Origin of the sequence: Rhizobium johnstonii 3841, from assembly GCF_000009265.1 — a bacterium.
Taxonomy (GTDB): Bacteria; Pseudomonadota; Alphaproteobacteria; order Rhizobiales; family Rhizobiaceae; genus Rhizobium; species Rhizobium acaciae.
The window spans coordinates 1,374,747-1,394,066 of record NC_008380.1 but is presented as its reverse complement, the minus strand read 5'-3'; the positions used below and the strand labels follow the sequence as shown (position 1 = coordinate 1,394,066).

Annotated in this window: 19 protein-coding genes; 9 read left to right on the top strand and 10 right to left on the bottom strand. The window is 61.4% G+C overall.

Annotated features, from left to right (window positions below; translation table 11 throughout):
* Positions 1-25 precede the first annotated feature (25 nt).
* A complete protein-coding gene (locus tag RL_RS06930; protein WP_028741561.1) occupies positions 26-1,282 on the bottom strand; it encodes an HlyD family secretion protein in 1,257 nt (418 codons plus the stop codon).
* Positions 1,283-1,420: 138 nt separating this feature from the next.
* Between RL_RS06930 and RL_RS06925 the strand changes: the two genes are divergently transcribed.
* The 3 genes from RL_RS06925 to RL_RS40455 all read left to right on the top strand — a co-directional run bounded on the left by RL_RS06925 (position 1,421) and on the right by RL_RS40455 (position 3,028).
* Positions 1,421-2,323 carry a LysR family transcriptional regulator gene (locus tag RL_RS06925; RefSeq protein ID WP_011651043.1) on the top strand — a complete coding sequence of 301 codons (903 nt, stop codon included), beginning with the start codon at positions 1,421-1,423 and terminating at the stop codon, positions 2,321-2,323.
* Between the two features lie 166 nt (positions 2,324-2,489).
* Positions 2,490-2,732: a hypothetical protein gene (locus tag RL_RS40460; protein ID WP_244432360.1), complete on the top strand. Its 243-nt coding sequence runs from the start codon at positions 2,490-2,492 to the stop codon at positions 2,730-2,732.
* Between the two features lie 2 nt (positions 2,733-2,734).
* The gene (locus tag RL_RS40455) at positions 2,735-3,028 is read left to right on the top strand and encodes a hypothetical protein (RefSeq protein WP_244432359.1); all 294 of its coding nucleotides are present in this window, start codon (positions 2,735-2,737) and stop codon (positions 3,026-3,028) included.
* A gap of 194 nt (positions 3,029-3,222) precedes the next feature.
* On the opposite strand, the gene RL_RS06915 is transcribed toward RL_RS40455, so the two are convergent.
* Positions 3,223-4,110, bottom strand: coding sequence for a branched-chain amino acid aminotransferase (locus tag RL_RS06915; protein WP_011651041.1), 888 nt, complete (start codon positions 4,108-4,110; stop codon positions 3,223-3,225).
* Between the two features lie 248 nt (positions 4,111-4,358).
* Between RL_RS06915 and RL_RS06910 the strand changes: the two genes are divergently transcribed.
* The gene (locus RL_RS06910) at positions 4,359-5,402 is read left to right on the top strand and encodes a zinc-dependent alcohol dehydrogenase family protein (RefSeq protein WP_011651040.1); all 1,044 of its coding nucleotides are present in this window, start codon (positions 4,359-4,361) and stop codon (positions 5,400-5,402) included.
* Positions 5,403-5,468: 66 nt separating this feature from the next.
* Here RL_RS06910 and RL_RS06905 read toward each other — a convergent pair whose 3' ends face one another.
* Positions 5,469-6,287, bottom strand: coding sequence for a sugar phosphate isomerase/epimerase family protein (locus tag RL_RS06905; RefSeq protein ID WP_011651039.1), 819 nt, complete (start codon positions 6,285-6,287; stop codon positions 5,469-5,471).
* Between the two features lie 419 nt (positions 6,288-6,706).
* On the opposite strand from RL_RS06905, the gene RL_RS06895 reads away from it, so the two are divergent.
* Positions 6,707-7,174 (top strand): cupin domain-containing protein, encoded by a 468-nt coding sequence (locus tag RL_RS06895; protein ID WP_028741565.1) that lies wholly within the window; start codon positions 6,707-6,709, stop codon positions 7,172-7,174.
* Positions 7,175-7,233: 59 nt separating this feature from the next.
* Here RL_RS06895 and RL_RS06890 read toward each other — a convergent pair whose 3' ends face one another.
* The 4 genes from RL_RS06890 to RL_RS06875 all read right to left on the bottom strand — a co-directional run bounded on the left by RL_RS06890 (position 7,234) and on the right by RL_RS06875 (position 11,363).
* The gene (locus tag RL_RS06890) at positions 7,234-7,743 is read right to left on the bottom strand and encodes an AAA family ATPase (protein ID WP_011651036.1); all 510 of its coding nucleotides are present in this window, start codon (positions 7,741-7,743) and stop codon (positions 7,234-7,236) included.
* Between the two features lie 67 nt (positions 7,744-7,810).
* A complete protein-coding gene (locus RL_RS06885) occupies positions 7,811-8,287 on the bottom strand; it encodes a GNAT family N-acetyltransferase (RefSeq protein ID WP_028741566.1) in 477 nt (158 codons plus the stop codon).
* Positions 8,262-8,825, bottom strand: coding sequence for an ATPase AAA (locus RL_RS06880; protein WP_011651034.1), 564 nt, complete (start codon positions 8,823-8,825; stop codon positions 8,262-8,264). Before RL_RS06880 ends, RL_RS06885 begins: the two co-directional genes overlap by 26 nt.
* Before the next feature lie 156 nt (positions 8,826-8,981).
* Positions 8,982-11,363, bottom strand: coding sequence for a methyl-accepting chemotaxis protein (locus RL_RS06875; RefSeq protein ID WP_011651033.1), 2,382 nt, complete (start codon positions 11,361-11,363; stop codon positions 8,982-8,984).
* A 683-nt stretch (positions 11,364-12,046) separates the two neighbouring features.
* On the opposite strand from RL_RS06875, the gene RL_RS06870 reads away from it, so the two are divergent.
* The 3 genes from RL_RS06870 to zwf all read left to right on the top strand — a co-directional run bounded on the left by RL_RS06870 (position 12,047) and on the right by zwf (position 16,028).
* The gene (locus RL_RS06870; protein ID WP_011651032.1) at positions 12,047-13,321 is read left to right on the top strand and encodes a hemolysin family protein; all 1,275 of its coding nucleotides are present in this window, start codon (positions 12,047-12,049) and stop codon (positions 13,319-13,321) included.
* A 113-nt stretch (positions 13,322-13,434) separates the two neighbouring features.
* Positions 13,435-14,205, top strand: coding sequence for a trans-aconitate 2-methyltransferase (tam, locus tag RL_RS06865; protein ID WP_028741567.1), 771 nt, complete (start codon positions 13,435-13,437; stop codon positions 14,203-14,205).
* 314 nt (positions 14,206-14,519) lie between these two features.
* Positions 14,520-16,028 carry a glucose-6-phosphate dehydrogenase gene (zwf, locus tag RL_RS06860; RefSeq protein WP_011651030.1) on the top strand — a complete coding sequence of 503 codons (1,509 nt, stop codon included), beginning with the start codon at positions 14,520-14,522 and terminating at the stop codon, positions 16,026-16,028.
* Positions 16,029-16,060: 32 nt separating this feature from the next.
* Here the strand turns inward: zwf and RL_RS06855 are convergent, their stop codons facing one another.
* The 3 genes from RL_RS06855 to RL_RS06845 all read right to left on the bottom strand — a co-directional run bounded on the left by RL_RS06855 (position 16,061) and on the right by RL_RS06845 (position 17,425).
* A complete protein-coding gene (locus tag RL_RS06855) occupies positions 16,061-16,348 on the bottom strand; it encodes a hypothetical protein (protein WP_028741569.1) in 288 nt (95 codons plus the stop codon).
* Positions 16,349-16,479: 131 nt separating this feature from the next.
* Positions 16,480-16,935 carry an NUDIX hydrolase gene (locus tag RL_RS06850; protein ID WP_011651028.1) on the bottom strand — a complete coding sequence of 152 codons (456 nt, stop codon included), beginning with the start codon at positions 16,933-16,935 and terminating at the stop codon, positions 16,480-16,482.
* A gap of 97 nt (positions 16,936-17,032) precedes the next feature.
* On the bottom strand, positions 17,033-17,425 hold the full coding sequence (locus RL_RS06845) for a hypothetical protein (protein WP_003546502.1): 393 nt from the start codon (positions 17,423-17,425) through the stop codon (positions 17,033-17,035).
* Between the two features lie 224 nt (positions 17,426-17,649).
* Between RL_RS06845 and RL_RS06840 the strand changes: the two genes are divergently transcribed.
* The gene (locus RL_RS06840) at positions 17,650-19,215 is read left to right on the top strand and encodes a helicase HerA-like C-terminal domain-containing protein (RefSeq protein ID WP_011651027.1); all 1,566 of its coding nucleotides are present in this window, start codon (positions 17,650-17,652) and stop codon (positions 19,213-19,215) included.
* Positions 19,216-19,320: the final 105 nt, after the last annotated feature.

Genomic DNA, 19,320 nt, shown 5'->3' with positions numbered 1-19,320 from the left:
GATCATTCGGGAAAAAGGGAAAGGATCATCCAGCAGGGTTGGATGATCCCTCCTTGGCTGCCCCAGAGGTCTGGGCAGCATGGGTTTGGGCAGCCTTGGTATCGATTTCGGGCTCGACCGACATGCCCGAGCGCAACAGGCCGCTCAGAGCCTCGTCGTCGATGACGATCTTGACCGGGATGCGCTGGACGATCTTGGTGAAATTGCCGGTGGCATTGTCCGGCGGCAGCAGCGAGAATTCCAGCCCGCTTGCCGGCGAAACGCTGTCGACATGGCCCTTGATCGAGATATCGGGAAAGCTGTCGATCTTGATCTCCACCGACTGGCCGGGGCTGATATAGGTCAGCTGCGTTTCCTTGAAATTGGCGACGACATAGACCGCATGCAGCGGCACGACGGCCATCAGCTGGGTGCCCGAGGTGACATACTGGCCGACCCGGATCGACCGGGCGCCGACCGTGCCGTCGACGGCGGCGACGATATCCGTATAGGAGAGGTTGAGCTCCGCCTGCTGCGCGGCGGCCGCCGCACGGTCGCGCTGGGCAACCGTCTGTTCGCGCTCAGTCTGAAGCACCGGCACCTTGTTCTGAGCCGTGACGAGGGCTGCCCGGTCGCGCTCGACGGCGGCAGCGGCCTGGTCGCGGGCCGACTGCGTCTGTTCGGCACGAGACTGGGTGCCGGCGCCGTTGGTGATCAGGCGGGCCGAGCGGGCGGCATCGGACACGGCAAAATCGAACGAGGCCTGCGAGGCATCGACCGTCGCCTTGGCCTGCTCGATCACCGATTGCTGCAGAGAGATCTGGGCGTCGATATTGGTGATGGCGGCCTCGGCCGCCTTCACATCGGCCTTCGCCTGCGACAATGCGGCCTGAAAGTCGCGGTCGTCGATACGGGCGAGAACCTGGCCGGCCTTGACCGCGTCATTGTCGTTGACGAGCACTGCCTTGATATAGCCGGCGACCTTCGGGGCGACGGTGGTGTAATCGGCTTTCACATAGGCATCGTCGGTGGATTCGATGAAGCGGCCGACCGTCCAGTAGCGGTAGCCGAAGTCGCCAGCGAAAGCGACGCCGGCAAGCAGGACGGCGGCGATGACGGCGCGCTTGACGATGCGACGGCCAGTCTTTTTGGGAGCATCCGCGACCGGTGCGTCCGCAACCGGCGCTTCGGAGACAGGCATGGGGCGCGCCTCGACGGCGGGTGCCCTGGCGGCTTCCTCGGCCAGGATCTGCTCAGCCTCCCTCGCACTTTCGAAAACGTCTTTGCGGGGCAACTCGACCATCGTCATTCTCCTTCACCGTTGGCCTCCTCTGCGAGAGGCCCTGTTCGATGCGAAGGAAAATGCACCCTGACATTCATTTTGATAATCTGCTTAAATCGGGAAGGATCATCAACTCTCAGCGGATAATCCGAGGGCAATATGGATCGACTAACCAGCCTCATGGTGTTTGGCCGCGTGGTGGAATGCGGCGGTTTTTCCGCCGCCGCGCGCCGGCTCAACATGTCCGTCACCATGGTCGGCAATCACGTGCAATCGCTGGAGGACCGGCTCGGCGTGCGGCTGCTTAACCGCACGACGCGCAAGGTCAGCCTGACGGAGACCGGCAAATATTATTATGAGCGCTCGTCGCAGATCCTGGCCGAACTCGATGAGGCGGACCGGACGGCCGGCGCGCTGAGCACGACGCCGCGGGGCACGCTGAAGGTCTATACCAGCAGTGCCATCGTGCGTTTCCTGCTGCCCGTCGTCAGCGAATTTATGGAGCTTTATCCGTCGATCTCACTCGATTTCAGCGTCGGCGAACGGATGGTCGACATGATCGAGGATGGCTACGACCTGGTGATGCGCACCGTACCGCCGCCGGATTCATCACTCGTCGCCCGCAAGCTGACACCCTGGCGCCATATGCTCGTCTGCTCGCCGGCCTATTTCCAGAGCCATCCGATGCCGAAGACGCCGGCCGAGGTCGCCGATCACAATTGCCTGCAATATGCCTATTACCCCTATGGCGACGAATGGCGCTTCGAGGATGGCGAGGGGAACAAGGAGAGCGTCAAGATCAGCGGCAACGTCGTCTCCAACAGCGCCGAGATGCTGCGTTTCCTGACGCTGACCGGGCGGGGCATCTTCCTGGCGCCGAGTTTCGTGGTGTTCGACGACATCGCCGAAGGGCGGCTGGTGAAGATCATGCCGGACTACCGGCCGGTGGAATTCAACATCAACGCCGTCTACCCCAACCGCAGCCATCTGCCGACGAAGGTGCGGCTGTTCATCGATCTCTTGGCGGAGAGATTTGCTGAGCATCGGAAGTGGATGACGTGAGGGGTAATTTTACATTGGAGGTCACCCTTCACTGCAACACAGCGGAATTCGGCAGCAATGCCGTTCGGCCCCAAAAATGCCTCGACTTCGCTGGACACCATTCGACTATGAAAAACAACAGGATGGTGTGTCGGCTGTGCCCATAGATATTTGGAATGTTCGGCGAATGGTCATCGCCGCTTTTCTTGGCATCGCGTGTGCAGCTTACCATCGCGCCTTGGATTTTTGGCCGCTTGATTCGGCCAATGGGCTACGAGGACTCTTGGATCTATTGGGAGGGCCGCTGCTCTTTCTCTCGGTCGCGGGCATACTGTTCGTTTGGTTTATCGGCGCATTAGTCGCGTTATTTCGTCGTCGTATCCGTGGAATGGTGAGTCGTCTTATTGCTATCATCATTGTTCCGGTTTGACGATGATCACCGTGCCTTTGTTCGATCCTTGGCTATGGTACGTCATTTTCAATAAATCGCGTTTCGAAGCGTCGGCAGCCGCGAGTGGCTCTGCACAGAACGGTACGATCATCGAGGGGCGCGACGTTTCGACAGGGATCGCCGGCGCGGGTTACAATCATTTTGTCGCTCTCATCTTTAGCGAAAGCGATCCGCCCAAACTGGTTTATGGCGACAGCGATGAAGAAAAATTGGCAGCCAATTCGGTGCTGACGCACCTCTACGGCAATTTCTACAGGCGAGATGAGTACTTTTGACGACCCTTGCGTGAACTGAGAGGCTGCGGCTATCCCCCTTCGCCCCGCAAGCGGGGAGAAGGTGCCGGCAGGCGGATGAGGGGCGGGCTGGGCTCTGATCCGCCGAACCGCTGCAGCCCTGCGCTTGCGCTTCGGGCGTTCGTCGTTGCAATCGATTCACTGGATCGATTGCTCCCGCTTCGCGGGACCTCTCCTCACTCCTCGCTCTCGCTGCGGCCGAAGGCCCAGTCCATGTAAAGTTCCAGCGCCTTGCGGGTGACCGGGCCTTCCTGGAGATTGCGGTCGTCGAGGCGGGTGACGCCGACGACTTTGGAATAGTTGCCGGTGGTGAAGATCTCGTCGGCCTGCAGGAAATCCTCGACGGAGAGCGCTGCTTCATGCACGTCGAAACCGGCCTTGCGCAGCAGGCCGATGACGCGGGAACGCGTAATGCCGGCGAGGAAGGTGCGGTTGGCGGCGGGCGTCATCACCACGCCGTCCTTGACCATGAAGACGTTCGAGGAAGCGGTCTCGACGACGTTGCCGTTCAGGTCGCGCACCAGCGCATTGTCGAAACCGCGGCTGCGCGCTTCGGCGATCATGCGGCCGCTGTTTGGATAGAGCGAGCCGGTCTTCGCCTCGGTCATCGCCGTTTCCGGCGACGGGCGGCGATAGGGCGAGACTGTGAGGCTTGTGCCGCCATGGCCGCCCATCGGCGCCTCGAACAGGCAGAGCGCGAAGCGGGTCGATTCCCCGTCGACGGCGACGACGCTGCCCGGCGAACCGTGCTCGCCCCAATACATCGGCTTGATATAAATCGCCGTGGCGCCATCGAATTTCGCAACGCCTTCCCAGGCAAGTGCCACAATCTCCTCGGCTGATTTCACCGGCTTCAGGCCCATGGCGAGCGCCGAGCGGTTGATGCGCTGGCAGTGCAGGTCGAGATCCGGCGCGATGCCGTCGAACCAGCGGGCGCCGTCGAAGACCGTCGAGCCCAGCCACATGGCATGCGAGGTAGGCCCGATCAGCGGCGGATTGCCGGGGAGCCACTCTCCGTCGACATGAGTCCAGGTGGTTGAACGGGGTGATGTATCGACGGCCATGATGGTTTCCTCCTGAAGCCGGAGAAGGAAAAACCGCCGCGGCAAGCCGGGTCAAGGACAAATCCCGAGCGGAAACACGGAAGCAAGAAAATGCCGGGGAATGGCGCCAGGCCGCAATATTCGTGCGCAGCAACGGCAGCTTCATCGATGGGTGCATCAGCAAAAATGATGGAATGGAATGTTGGAATGGCTGGCTGCCGCATGCGATGATGGGCGCAACAGCGGATAAGCAGCAAGGGAAGACGCCGATGAAAGCCATGTTCTACGAAGCCTTCGAACAGGCGCCCGAAATCCGCACCGTTGCCGATCCGACTCCGACAGAGGACGGTGTCGTCATATCCGTCGGGGCCAGCGGGCTCTGCCGCAGTGACTGGCACGGCTGGATGGGCCACGACCCGGATATCCGCCTGCCGCATGTGCCGGGACATGAGCTTGCCGGGCGGATCGTCGCCACCGGCCGCGGCGTGATGCGCTTCAAGGTGGGCGACCGGGTGACCGTGCCCTTCGTTTCCGGCTGCGGCCATTGCGGGGAGTGCCATTCCGGCAACCAGCAGGTCTGCCCGAACCAGTTCCAGCCGGGCTTCACCCATTGGGGGTCGTTTGCCGAATATGTGGCGATCGATTATGCCGATACCAATCTGGTGCACCTGCCCGATACGATCGACGATGCGACGGCGGCAAGCCTCGGCTGCCGCTTCGCCACCTCGTTTCGCGCCGTCGCCGACCAGGCGCGCACCAGGCCCGGCGAATGGATCTCAGTGCATGGCTGCGGCGGTGTCGGCCTGTCGGCGATCATGATCGCCACGGCGCTTGGGGCGAATGCGATCGGCATCGACATTTCCGAGGAGAAGCTCGCCTTTGCCCGGGAGTGCGGGGCGGTGGCGACGGTCAACGCGTCAGGCGTCGCCGATGTGGCGGAGGCGGTGCGCGAGATCACCAAGGGCGGCGCGCATGTCTCGATCGACGCGCTCGGCCATCCCGTCACCTGCTTCAACTCGATCAAGAATCTGCGCCGGCGCGGACGGCATGTGCAGGTGGGGTTGATGCTCGGCGAGCATGCGACGCCGCAAATCCCGATGGCACAGGTGATCGGCCAAGAGCTGGAAATCTACGGCAGCCACGGCATGCAGGCATGGCGATACGACGCCATGCTGTCGATGCTTTCGGCCGGAAAGATCGCACCGCAGAAGCTGATCGGACGCCGCATCAGCCTCGAGGAGGCCGTGCCGGCGCTGATGGCGCTCGACAAGGCTGAGTCTACGGGGATCAGCGTGATTACCCGGTTTTCATGAGGGAACTCCACCCTCCCCGCCTGTGACGAACACAGGAACCAGGGAGAGTGGAACGGGCAACTGGCCTTATTCGGCCACGCCGATTGAGGCGAGATAGGCAGCAGAGGCCGGGATCTTCAACTTGTCCTTGATCTCGATGATGAGGCGCGGATTGCTTTCGAGCTTGGCAAGGGCTGCGAAGACGGCATGCCAGCGGATCGTGCCTTCGCCGAGGCTCCAGTGGCGGTCGGCATATCCGTCGGCATCCTGCAGGTGGACATGCTGGAGGCGATTGCCGGCGGCCTTGACGTAATAATCGACCGGCGGCGCACCGGTATAGCCATGGGCATAATGGGCGTGACCGGTATCGATCGAGACCGTGACCGCTGGCGAATTGAAGCTCTCGGCAAGCGCCACGCGAATATGCGGATCCTTGTCCTCGATGTTCTCGATGACCATTGTGCAGCCGATATCCTCGGCGCGCCTGACGGCGTCGCGCAGGGTCATGTGCGTGCGCTCGGCCAAGGCTTCGCGGGCGCCGGCATTGTCGTCGAGATTGTTGTAGGACCAGGACGTATAAGGGCTGTGGATGACCATATGGGTCGCGCCGATGGCGGCGCAGACATCGAGGCCCTGCAGCAGGCGCCGGGTGACGATGGCGCGGATATCGGGATCTTCCGAGGCGATGGTGAAGCCCCAGAACGGGCCGTGAATGCCGAGGCGGCCGCCATGACCGTCGAGAAGCCGCCTGGTGCGGGCGGCAAGCGGCGCCCAGTCGCCGTTCAGAACCTCGGCATCGATGAAGCTCTGCAATTCGAGATCGCGGGACTTTTCGAAGAGCCAATCACGGTGAAGTTCAACTTCATCGAGCGTCATGGCGGCGCCGACGACGGGAAGAGAGGACATGGATGCGCTCCATCAATGTGAATGATCAATGTGAATGCCGGGACGGCGTGGAAGGACGGCCCCAAGAACGGCCGCCGCGTTCTATGCACCCCTTCTGTGTCGGCGGTATTACAGGTGCAGAACCTTTCGAAACCCTCGGGCCTCAGTCATTTCCGCATAGCTGATGCGGCATTGGCGGACCTTGCGGAAACGCCCCGAAGTACCGATATCGGCCCCGACAGTCTCGTGACGCAGTGGCGCGCGAGCGGCGTTGAACCCCCGGCAACGGAGCCGTTTGTTCAGCGCTTCCGCTGATATAGCGCGTTTCTTTGAAAGCGCTCGGCGATGTTACCCTCAACAACAGGGCGGGTTGTCAAAGGCGTCGCAAAGGTCTAACGGCTGCGCCCGCAAGAAAAAGCCCGTAAGAAAAAGAAAGAGACATGATGTCCAACTCATTTGTGAAAATGCCTGCCAGCGACGAGGCCAAGCGGTTTTTCGTCCTCGGTGATCGGGTCGAGCGGCGGCTGCGGATCAGCGGAACCTGGCTCAATCTCTTCGACGTCACCGTGCCATCAGGCAGCCGGACGCCGAAACATGCGCATGCGAGCCCTGAAGTGTTCCGCATCCTCGAGGGAAACCTGACGATCTGGCGCCTGAGCGACAGCGGCCCCGAAGAGATCGAGGCCAGCGCCGGCGACATCGTCACCATCCCGCCCTTCATGGTGCACGGCTATTCCAACCGCGGAACCGCCCCCGTGGTCTTTTCTGCGATCGTCGATCGGGACATGGCCGAGTTCATCGAAGCGGAAGGCGCAACCGAGCCACCAAAAGCCAGCCCTTCAGCCGAAACCATCGCCCGCATGACGGCGGCCGCCAATGCCTACGGGATCACCATCCTCGCGGCGTGACGGCGCGAGCGCGTGGTGTCGTTTTTCGGACGACATCATGCGTTCCTTCGTCGGTTATGCTAGGCATTTGGCGGGGCCGATTTCAATCGGCTCACCAGTTCATCCAAAACGGCGTCGACCGTTTTCCAAGCCGTATCGATGACGATCGCATCGTGCCATTCGTCATAGGCTCTTTCGGAAGTCTCTTGCCATGTCGGCTTCACCAGACCTTCGACGTCAGTGAGGCGCGTTTCGACACGGTTGCGGTGCTCGGCTTTGTCCGAGCAAATGACCTCGACCTCCGCCGCCGTCACCCCAGCCGCTTGTGCGACCGAAAGCCACGCCGACCGGGTTATCCGAAGCGAGTTGACGGAGTCGGCAATGACAGTCCTGCCAAGGGTCAGATTGTCTCCGGCAATACCGTAAGCCACGATATAGCCTGCAGGCCCGGCATCATCGGCAATTCCGGAGGCACGGATTGCCTGCTCGATGGTATCGACGCGCACATGGACCGCATTCAACCGCTCAGCCAAGGCGCGGGCAATCGTCGTCTTTCCACTGCCAGGCAGACCACCGAAGATAATGAGCATCGTGACCTCGTCGTTTTTGGAGAGGCTCCACGAGAACGTCAGAGCAGCTCGCGGTCAGCGCAATACTTCACCATTGAGGCCCGGTTCGCAATTCCTTAGTCAGCACCGGGGTTTCACCACCGGCCTCAACGACGGTCCACCCGAGCGCGCCGTAGAATCCCACGGCGTCTCGCGCCGCATTCACAAGCAACCTCTTGACCCCGTGTTGTGATGCCAATTTTTCGAGGCCTGCCATGAGCGTCCGCCCGTACCCCTTTCCCTGGCATTCCGCGCTGATCGCGACGGTTCGCACCCACGCCGCCGCATCGTCCATCAGATCGAGGCGAGCCGCACCGACCGGCGTATTTTCGAGCAAAAGCAGCAAAGGGAAATGTCCATCCCTTCGATCATCGGGATGGTTTGCATCATAGCCAATCAACTCGCGGGCCTCGAAGAGGACAGCGCGGCGGATGTCGTGGTAGGCGTTCCAGTGTTCATCCGAAGACACCTGGACGACGATCCAGGGGTCTTCGCGCTCGTCATTCGGAAATCTGGGCTCGTTCATCGGCGGCCTCGTTGATGCTGGTGGACAACCGGTCGGCAAAATCGGTGACGGCCTCACGGTTCGACAACAGGAATTTCGGACGGGAAAAGACCGAGAACAATCGCGCGTGCGTCTCGAATGAATTCCAGTTGTTCGTTCTACTCCGGTATTCGGCCACCCAGTTCAAAAGGCCATCGAATTGCGTTGCCGTCTCGCCGCCTTGGATGCCTCGCAGCTTGATGTTGGCGATGCATTCCTCCTCCGGCAGATCAATCCAGACCAGGATCGTCGTGCGGTTGAGGACCATGTTCACCAATTGCCCGTAAACGCCCTCCATGACCCAGGCGTCGCCCTCGGCCGCTGCCATGACCATCTCATCCCGCAACGCCCTGTCGCGATCGATACCGTAGCGCCCCGGCTCCCAATGCATGTCATCAAGGTGGACAACCGGATGGTGAAGCTGCTCAGCGATACGACAGGCGAGCCATGTTTTACCCGCGCCGCCATTGCCCATGATGAGCATGCGGTCAAAGGCGGCAGAGGGATTGGGAAACGTCATCGGCAACTCCGAGGACTTTGCGCTTATGCTGGTTTGTGTGACCCTAGCGCGAGATATTGAATGCTTTCAAATCAAAATTGAACGCGTCCTGTCCTTGCAGCTCTGTCCGCTGGAGGAAAACAATGTCTGCCGCCGTCGAGGACGCGTGTGGAGTGTCTAGAACTCTTCCCAGTTGCCCTCGGTCGAAGCCGGTGCGGCTGAGGTGCCGAAGGCGGCTGCGAGCTTGCCGCCGAGTGCGCGCGCCGGCGAGGGAGCGGGCCTGGCATGGTCGGTGGCCGACGCGGGAACCGGTCTGCGCGCCGCAAGCGTCGCCGCGACCGGGCGTGCCAACGGCTTGGCAGTCGTCCTGGCGGCAGGAGCCGCGTTGGCCGTCTGGCCGAGATTGAACTGTGCCAGACGCTCTGAAAGGGCAGATACTTCCGTCACCAGCGTGTGCGAGGCGGCGTTCGATTCCTCGACCATTGCGGCATTCTTCTGGGTCGACTGGTCCATCTGGTTGACCGCCGTGTTGATCTCCAAGAGACCCGTCGACTGTTCGCGGGCGGCCTGGACGACCGCCTGGACATTGCTGTTGATCTGCTGGACTTCGGCAACGATCGCCTGCAGCGCCTTGCCGGTCTGGCCGACGAGATCGACGCCACGCTTGACCTGGTCGCCGGACGAGGTGATCAGCGCCTTGATCTCCTTGGCGGCCGTCGCCGAACGCTGCGCGAGTTCACGCACTTCCTGTGCGACAACGGCGAAGCCCTTGCCGGCCTCCCCTGCACGCGCCGCTTCTACACCTGCATTAAGGGCCAGCAGATTGGTCTGGAAGGCAATATCGTCGATCACGCCGATGATGTTGGAGATCGACTGCGAGGATTGCTCGATGCCGGTCATGGCGTCGACGGCATTGCGCACGACCTCTCCAGACTTTTCCGCACCATCCTTGGTGCGGCTGACGAGCGCGCCCGCTTCCTCGGCGCGAAGAGTGGAGTCCTTGATAGAGGTGGTGATCTGCTCGAGCGCGGCGGCAGTCTCCTCGACGGAGGCGGCCTGCTGTTCTGTGCGGCGAGCGAGATCGTCGGCGCCGGAGCGGATTTCTTCAGAACCCGCCTGGATGACGGCGGCGTTTTCGGAGAAGGAAATCAGGGCTGCCTGAAGCTTTTCGACGGACGCGTTGAAATCGACGCGGATTTCGTCAAGCGAGTCGGCAAACGGCTTTTCCAGCCGGATGGTCATGTCTCCATTCGAAAGGCTGGCCAGTCCGTTGCCGAGTTCGCTGACCGCGAACTTGATCGAATCCTCACGGGCGGCATGATGGACGGAACGTTCCTGCCGTTCGACCTCTTCGCGGGCCCGGGAGGTTTCCGCATCGGCTTCGAGCTTGATCTTCTGGCGATTGCTTTCCAGCAGGATGGCGAGGGAACGCGAGAGGTCGCCGATTTCGTCCTTGGCATTCTTGTCGCTCAATTGCACGTCGAGCTGGCCATGGGCGATGCGATCGGTCTCGGCGATCACGCCCTCTATGCGGCGGATGAATTTGCGGGCGATGAGCCAGCCTGAAAGACCGAGCAGGAGAGCCGCGATGGCGGTGATCGCAACGGCGCTCCAGGCCATGTTGTCGAGCTGGGCAAAGACGGTGGATTTCGGCACCGAGACGACGGCGTACCAGTTCAGGTCAGTCGTCAACTTTACCGGATAGGCGACCGAGAAATAGGTCTTGCCGTCCCGCGCTGCGATCTCCCGCGCGACGCCGGGCTTGGCGATCAACTGATCCCAGCCGGCGGTCAAATCACCGCCGTCCTTGATATTCTTGCCTGCGAGCTCGGCGGAGGGATGGCTGATGATGCTGCCGGCGCCGGTCACCAGGCTAAGATAGCCGGTCTCCATCGGGTGGACTGCCGAGATCGCCTTGTTGGCGTCGTCGAGCGAAATATCCATGCCGGCAACGCCGAGCGCTTTGCCGTCGACCATGATCGGCTTGGCGACCGAGGTCATCAGCACGTCCTTGCCGTCGACCGCGTAAACATAAGGTTCGATGACCACGGCCTTTTTCTGGGTAAAGGGCAGCTGGTAGTAATCGCCGGCGCCCGATACGGCATAGTCGACCAGCGGCGTGTGCTGGATCTTGTCGCCACTGCGGACCCAGTAAGGCACGTAGCGACCGGTCGTGTCGTGGCCTTCCTTGCCGACGAAATCCTTGTCCTTGCCGTCAAAGGCATTCGGTTCCCAGCCGGTCCAAACACCGAGCGCCATCGGATTGTCCTGCAGCATGTTCTTCAGCAGGTCGTCGGCAGCAGCACGATTGGCGCTTCCGCCGTCCTTCATCGTCGACAGCGACGTTTCCAACGCATTGACGATACCGAGCGCAACGCTCATGGATTTCTCGACGTTGAGCGCATTGGCAGCAGCGATCTGCAGCATCTCGTCGAGGCTCGATTTGCGCATATCGTTGTAGGCGATGTAAAAAAGAACGCCCGATGCCGCGATCGTCGCGATGACACCGCAGGCCGCCACGGAAAAAATGTTGCGTCCAGTAGCCGATTTGAACTGCATGCGCTTAACCTCCTCGAGCGGGCAGGTCGTCGATCGCGCACCGATCTATTCCGTCCCGGCTTCCCCCTGACCGAGAACTGATTTCAGGACATGGCTGCACGTCACGGAAATCGTTCGCAATTTAAAGAAAATACGGAGCGGCTGTTAATTTACGGTGTATTGCGCCAGCTTTACCTATGACCGGGCAGCCTGCTGCGCCTCTTTTAAGACGCGCAAATGCTGTGCTTGCTGCCGTTGGCGAAACTGTCACATCAAGACGCTATAAGGATTTTCGCCCTGCGCCTCTTGCGTTGGCACTGTTTCACCGTCAAAATTGCGACATGCCTGACAGCGACCCATCCAGTACAAGCTCCTCCCCTTCCAACCGGGATCTCCCGGCCGAGGAAGCAGGCGACCATTGTAGACGGTGCGATGACCTCCGCCTCGCCTCAGGCATATCAAGGCTCCCGCAGAGAGGGCCGCTTCCCAGACCATTGTCGATGACGGGCGGCCGCGGGGCCTACCCGGTTTTAACGATGGCCCATGACATTCACTTCAAAGGAGCGGCCTGATGGAACCCGCACTGATGTCAACACGATGATGGAAATAGGCGATGCGTATATGCGTATATAGAGCATCCCTTCGAATGCCTCGCCGCTTCGCCTGACGAATGCGGCATTACAACCTCAACGAATAGGGTCCCTGTGTTTCTGGAAATTGGAATTGTGGCGTTTCTCACCATCCTGAATGGTGTGCTCGCCATGTCTGAGCTGGCCGTTGTGTCTTCTCGAACAGCCCGCCTAAAAGTTCTCTCCGACAATGGAAGCAAGGGTGCAGCTCAAGCGATCAAACTTGCCGAAAATCCCGGTCGTTTTCTCTCTACGGTGCAGATCGGCATCACGCTGGTCGGCGTTCTATCCGGCGCTTTCTCAGGGGCCACGCTCGGCGGCCGCCTGAGCGGATGGCTAGAAGCCCAGGGGATGTCATCGACGGCCGCTGATGCCCTTGGCGTAGGTTCGGTCGTTGTGGCAATCACATATCTTTCGTTGATCATCGGCGAACTTGTTCCGAAGCAGATCGCACTACGGGAACCCGAAGCGGTTGCGGCCAAGGTCGCACCAGCCATGGCGGTCCTTTCAAAAATCGCGCTGCCACTCGTGTGGCTTCTAAACGCCTCCGGAAACCTTGTACTGAAGCTCTTGGGCCAGGCAGGAAAAGGTGGCGACAATGTCTCTGACGCAGAGATCAAAACTGTTCTGGCCGAGGCGCAGTCGGCTGGAGTTATCGAAAGCGAAGAGTCCGCGATGATATCAGGTGTCATGCGGCTGGCGGACCGCACCGCCCGAGCGCTTATGACGCCACGACGGGACGTCGAAATTATTGATATCGACGACAGCCTTGATGAAATTCGGACCCAGTTGCACAGGACGAAGCGGTCGCGGTTGCCCGTTCGAAAAGGCAGTTCGGACGAGGTGATCGGCATCCTTCCGGTCAAGGACTTCTACGACTCGATGTCCGAACACGGCAGTGCCGACATCAAGGCTCTGACGCAAGACGTCCCGGTGGTTTCAGACCTTTCAACTGCCATCAATGTGATTGAAGCAATCAGGAAATCGCCCGTTCACATGGTGCTGGTTTTCGACGAGTACGGCCACTTCGAGGGGGTTGTCTCGTCAGGTGACATTTTGGAAGCAATCATGGGGGCTCTCCAGGAGGGGCCTGTCGATGAACAGGCCATCGCTCGTCGAGACGACGGGTCTTATCTCGTGTCGGGCTGGACGCCAATTGACGAGTTCGCTGAATTCCTAAACCTCAGGCTCGATGGCGATTTGGAATATCAGACGGTCGCTGGCCTGGTGTTGGAAGAGTTGAAACATCTGCCGGAATTGGGCGAGAGCTTCACGAGAGATGGATGGCGCTTTGAAGTCGTCGATCTCGACGGGAGGCGCGTGGACAAAATACTTGTGTCGGCTGAGTGAAGCTTCGTCGCCGGCGACTTCGCCTGAGAAGTCGTCAATCTCGACGGCCGTAACATCGACAAGATCCGCATCCACCACATGGACGATGTGGCCTGACAGCAGGAGTGAACGCCATGGCATGGTCCGCCAATCAATATGTGAAATTCGAGGATGAGCGCACGCGACCAGCGCGCGACCTGTTGGCACAGGTGCCGCTGCAAAACATTCGTCATGCCATCGATCTCGGCTGCGGCCCGGGCAATTCGACCGAACTGATCATCGAGCGCTATGGGGCGGACGGCGTCTCCGGCGTCGACAGCGACATGAACATGCTGGAAGCGGCCCGCAAGCGGCTTCCAGGCACTGCCTTCGTCGAGGCCGATCTAGGCATCTGGCAGCCGACTGAGCCCGCCGACCTGCTGTTTGCCAATGCCGTCTTCCAATGGCTGCCCGATCATCTCGATATCTTCGACCGGCTGATGGACGGGCTTTCCGAAGGCGGCGTGCTGGCCGTGCAGATGCCCGACAATCTCGGCGAACCCTCGCATCTGGCGATGGAGGAGACCGCCCATGCCGGCCCGTGGAAATCCGCCTTCGAGGCGAAGAGCGTGCGCCGCAAGCCGCTGCCGCCGCCATCCACCTATTACAGCCGGCTGATCGCCAAAGCCGCGCGTGTCGATATCTGGCACACCGTCTACAATCACCCGATGGCGGATGCTGCAGCGATCGTCGAATGGGTGAAGGGAACCGGGCTGATGCCTTATCTCGCCCATGCCGGCGAAGAGCATCGCGAGGCATTTCTGACGGATTACCTCAAGCGGTTGGAAAAGGCCTATCCCAAGATGTCGGACGGGCGGGTGCTGCTCAGGTTTCCGAGGATCTTCATGGTGGCGGTGAAAGGGTAATCGGCCGCGCCCGGCATGCTGGGTCGTGTCGATGGCTGCCCCTCACACCCTAACCTACCGTGTGGCTTGCCCTCACCCTAACCCTCTCCCCGTAAACAGGGAGAGGGGACGTGCCCTGCGAGAGGCTGGCGGGAACGGAGACGTTGCGGCATGTCCCTTCGCCCCGTTTACGGGGAGAAGGTGCCGGCAGGCGGATGAGGGGCGGGCGGCCGCAGGCGCCGGAGGATGTCAAATGCCTGTTATCCCTCGCCTGCATATGTTGCGGCAAAGCTGGCGCGCAGTATAGTCGGCCGGAAAATCCAAGGAGATGACACATGGACGCTGCCCCTACCCCGCCGGTCACCCTCGTCATCTTCGGCGCCACGGGAGACCTGACGCGTCGCCTGCTGGTGCCGGCGATCATCAATCTGACGCGCAGCCGCCTGGTCGGCGAGGATCTCCAGATTCTCGGCATCGGCATCGAGCCGGGTGACGACGAGTTCCTGCGCGGGCGGCTCGACCAATTCCTCAGCCATCTGAGTGGCGAAGAGCCGAGGGTGAAGGACGAAGCCTGGGAAAGCCTGCGCCGGCGCATTTCCTATACGTCCGGGGATTTCACCAAGGACGATATTTTCGTCGAGATCGGCAAGCGGCTAGGCCCGAATGCCAATGCCGCCTTCTATCTCGCCGTCCCGCCATCCTTTTTCGGGACGATCGTCGAGAAGCTCGCCGCTCATGGGCTGACCGATGAAAGCGACGGCGTCTTTCGCCGCGTCGCGATCGAAAAGCCGTTCGGAACCGATCTCGCCTCGGCGCAGGCGCTCAATGCGCAGATCCTCGCCCAGGTCGAGGAAAGCCAAGTCTACCGGCTCGACCATTTCCTCGGCAAGGAAACCGTGCAGAACCTGATGACGGCGCGCTTTGCCAATATGATGATCGAGTCCTTGTGGAACAACCGCTACATCGACCATGTGCAGATCACCGCCACCGAGATCGTCGATGTCGGCAGCCGCGGCAAATTCTATGATGCAACCGGCGCATTGCGCGACATGGTGCCGAACCATCTCTTCCAGCTGCTGGCGATGATCGCCATGGAGCCGCCGAACAGCTTCGATGCCGAAGCGATCCGCAACGAGAAGAGCAAGGTGCTGAAGGCGCTACGCATCTATACGCCTGAGGAGGCCAAGACGCATGGCGTGCGCGGCGCCTATGGCGCAGGCCCACTTAATGGCACTGAGCTTCCGGCTTATCGCGATACCAAGGACGTCTCGCCCGACAGCAGGACTGAGACCTTCGTGGCGCTGAAGCTCTATGCCGATACCTGGCGCTGGGCCGGCGTGCCCTTCTATCTCAGGACGGGCAAGGCGCTGACGGCGCGCGACACCGAGATCGTCATCACCTTCCAGCCGGTGCCGTTTGCGCAGTTTCGCGAGACCGAGGTCAATAGTCGCCTGCCGCCAAACCGGCTGGTGATCCAGGTGCAGCCCGACGAGGGCATGAGCATGGAAATCTCGATCAAATCGCCGGGGCTTTCCGTTGACACGGTGCCGGTCTCGCTCGATTTCCGCTATGCCGACAAATTCGATATTGCCAAGACGACCGGCTATGAATCACTGCTCTACGATCTCTTCATCGGCGACCAGACGCTGTTCCAGCGCGCCGACGGCATCGAGGCCGGATGGGCGGCGGTGCAACCCTTCCTCGACATCTGGGCTGGGGATCAGAGCGTGCCTGACGCTTACGCGCCGGGCAGCATGGGACCGGCCTGCGCCGACGAACTGATCCAGCGCGACAGGCGGGAGTGGCATGAGCTCGGCGTTTTGTTGCACAGAAACGGCAAATAGACGGTTCTGCCTTCCAATCCCGGACTACCCCGTCAGCGGCAGGCGTCGCTTAGCGTACCGTCGCGCTCGGCCGCGCGGTACTGACGCGTCCCGGGCCGCGGGCACGTGGGTCGATCCGGCGGAATGACGACGTTGATATCACCGGTTTCGACAGAATCGAACGGAATCACGAGTCCGCTGCTGGATTCCGCCCCCGGCACCGTGCCGGGCGGCATACCGCCGAAGCGGCCGCTATAGTCCATATCAGCAAGCGCCTGGGAGAAGGCCGGCGCGGCGAATCCGAGGAGAATGATCGAGGCTGCTGCAAGAAACATACGCATGATGCTATTCCTTCTGGTTTCGGCGATGCGGCAGAAACAGCAGGACGACGTCATTGTTCCCCCGGAAGCGGGGGCGGACGATCAAAGTTTAGCGATCGGAATATGGCGCCTGAGGGCGGGCGATCTCCGGCTCAATCGCGCCAGCGCGACAGCAGTTTGTCGAGGCCTGTCGGATAGAGATCGATGCCGGCGTCACGCAGCCTGTCGCGGCCGAACCAGCGCGCTGTCGCCGCCGTCTCGTCGAGTTCGCAGTAGCGGATTTCGTCGCGCTCATAGAGCGATGCATCGGCCAGTTCGATGTCGGCGGCGAAGATGAATTCGTGACCGGTCGCACCATGATGCTCGTAGATGTTTTCAAGCAAATGCCAGGGGCCGACGATCCGGATATCGGTATCGAGCTCCTCGCCGAATTCACGGTGCAGGGCCTCTTCGCGGCTCTCGCCGAATTCGATCGCGCCGCCGAGCGGGCGGACGCCCTTGATGCGACCGCTGTCATCCTCCACTTCGGCGGCAAGCAGCTGGTCTTTCCGCCAGGCGAGGCCGATCACCTTCACCCGGATCTGCTGCGATGGGCGCCAGACGGTCACGAATTCCCCTTCCATAGGGACAGCGCTTGCTTTTCACCCCGATGCGGGGAGTACTGTGAGCCCCGCAACAAAGCGAGGCTCCTGCCGATTTTTCGTCTCAGACGAACTGGCTGAGGCCCGGGACGGAAGCGACGACCTCGTCGACGACTTCCTCGCCGGCATATTGCTTGGCGATCGCGATGGTTTCCTTGGCAAGCGAGGTGATCTCGCCCATGCCGAGGCCTTCGCCCATCAGTTGCTGGCCGAGCCCCATGATGCCGCCGCCGCCAAGCGAGCTCATCAGCCCGCCGAGCAGACCGCCGCCGCCGGCACCTGCGCCATTGAACTGGGCGACGAGATCGGCGCCGCCGGGGATCGCTTCGATCATCTTGGCAACCGGGCCATCGGCGGCCTCGCGCTGCAGGAAGCCGAGCATCATACCGAGCGCCTTTTCGGCCAAATCAGGCGCAATACCCACGCGATCGGCGATCTGGGTCACAATTTCATTCATCGTCAGCCTCCTGTTTTTTGACGTTAACGTCAACGTTAATCGAGATTTGACCGCAACTCAAGCCGGTCCCTCCCCGCGCCGCACTTTGTCCGGTTTTGCTTTCAATGCAAACAGTTGTCCGCATGCGCCTGCCTGCTTATAACAGGGAAACGATGGTTCGATGAAGGCGGCAGAAGCACGCCTTCTCATACAAATGGCGGCAGAGCCCCAAGGGAGCATTCCGAATGATCGAGGAAGGCAAGATTTTCATCGGCGCGAGCCGCAATCCCGATGACAGTATCAACAAGCCGGAATATCTCGACCTGAAATTCGGCAATCGCCACGGCCTCGTCACCGGCGCAACCGGCACCGGCAAGACGGTGACGCTGCAGGTGCTGGCCGAAGGTTTCTCGCGGGCCGGCGTTCCGGTGTTTGCGGCCGACATCAAGGGCGATCTTTCCGGCATCGCCGCCAAGGGCGAGCCCAAGGACTTCCTGACGAAGCGCGCCGAGCAGATCGGCTTTGCCGACTACGAATTCGACCAGTTTCCGGTGATCTTCTGGGATCTGTTCGGGGAGAAGGGCCACCGGGTGCGCACTACCATCGCCGAGATGGGACCGCTGCTGCTCGCCCGCCTGATGGATGCCTCCGAACCGCAGGAAGGCGTCATCAACATCGCCTTCAAGATCGCCGACCAGGGTGGGCTGCCGTTGCTCGACCTCAAGGATTTCAGCTCGCTGCTCAACTATATGGGCGAGAACGCCAGCCAACTTTCCAACCAGTACGGGCTGATCTCCAAGGCTTCGGTCGGCTCGATTCAGCGGGCGCTGCTCGTTCTCGAACAGCAGGGTGCGGAGCACTTCTTCGGCGAACCGGCGCTGAAGATCACCGACATCATGCGCACCAGCAATAATGGCTACGGCCAGATCTCGGTGCTGGCCGCCGACAAGCTGATGATGAACCCGCGGCTTTACGCCACTTTCCTGCTCTGGCTGCTTTCCGAGCTCTTCGAGGAATTGCCCGAGGTGGGCGATCCCGAAAAGCCGAAGCTCGTCTTCTTCTTCGACGAGGCGCACCTGCTCTTCAACGACGCGCCGAAGGTGCTGACCGAACGCGTCGAGCAAGTGGTACGGTTGATTCGTTCCAAGGGCGTCGGCGTCTACTTCGTGACGCAGAACCCGCTCGACGTGCCGGAAACGGTGCTCGCCCAGCTCGGCAACCGGGCGCAGCACGCGCTTCGCGCCTATTCGCCGCGCGAGCAGAAGGCAGTGAGGACGGCGGCCGACACCTTCCGTGCCAATCCGGCCTTCGATTGCGCCACCGTCATCACCAATCTCGGCACCGGCGAGGCGCTGGTCTCGACGCTGGAGGCCAAGGGCGCGCCTTCGATCGTCGAGCGCACGCTGGTCCGCCCACCATCCGGCCGCGTCGGCCCGGTGACGGATGCCGAGCGCCGGCAGATCATGGACAGGAGCCCGGTTCTCGGTGTCTATGACGAGGATGTCGACCGCGAATCCGCCTTCGAGCTGTTGGCGGCGCGGGCAAAGAAGGCGGCCGATGCCGAGGCCGCCAAGCGAGCGCAGGAAGAAGCACCACAGCAACAGGGCAACACGACCTCCGGCTGGAATCTGCCGGGCTTCGGCGGCGGCAATGACGACGACAACCAGGGCCGCGGCCAATCTCGCGGCCGGACGTCCGGCTATCAGCGCGAAACGGTGGTGGAAGCGGCGATGAAGAGCGTGGCGCGCACGGTTGCGACCCAAGTCGGCCGGGCGCTGGTGCGTGGGATATTGGGGAGCTTGAAGCGGTAGGGCTGAGTGTCTTCTCCGCTTTAGGCATATCGTCGGTGGCGTGGCGTGCAGCCCCTCATCCGCCTGCCGGCACCTTCTCCCCGCTCGCGGGGCGAAGGGGACATG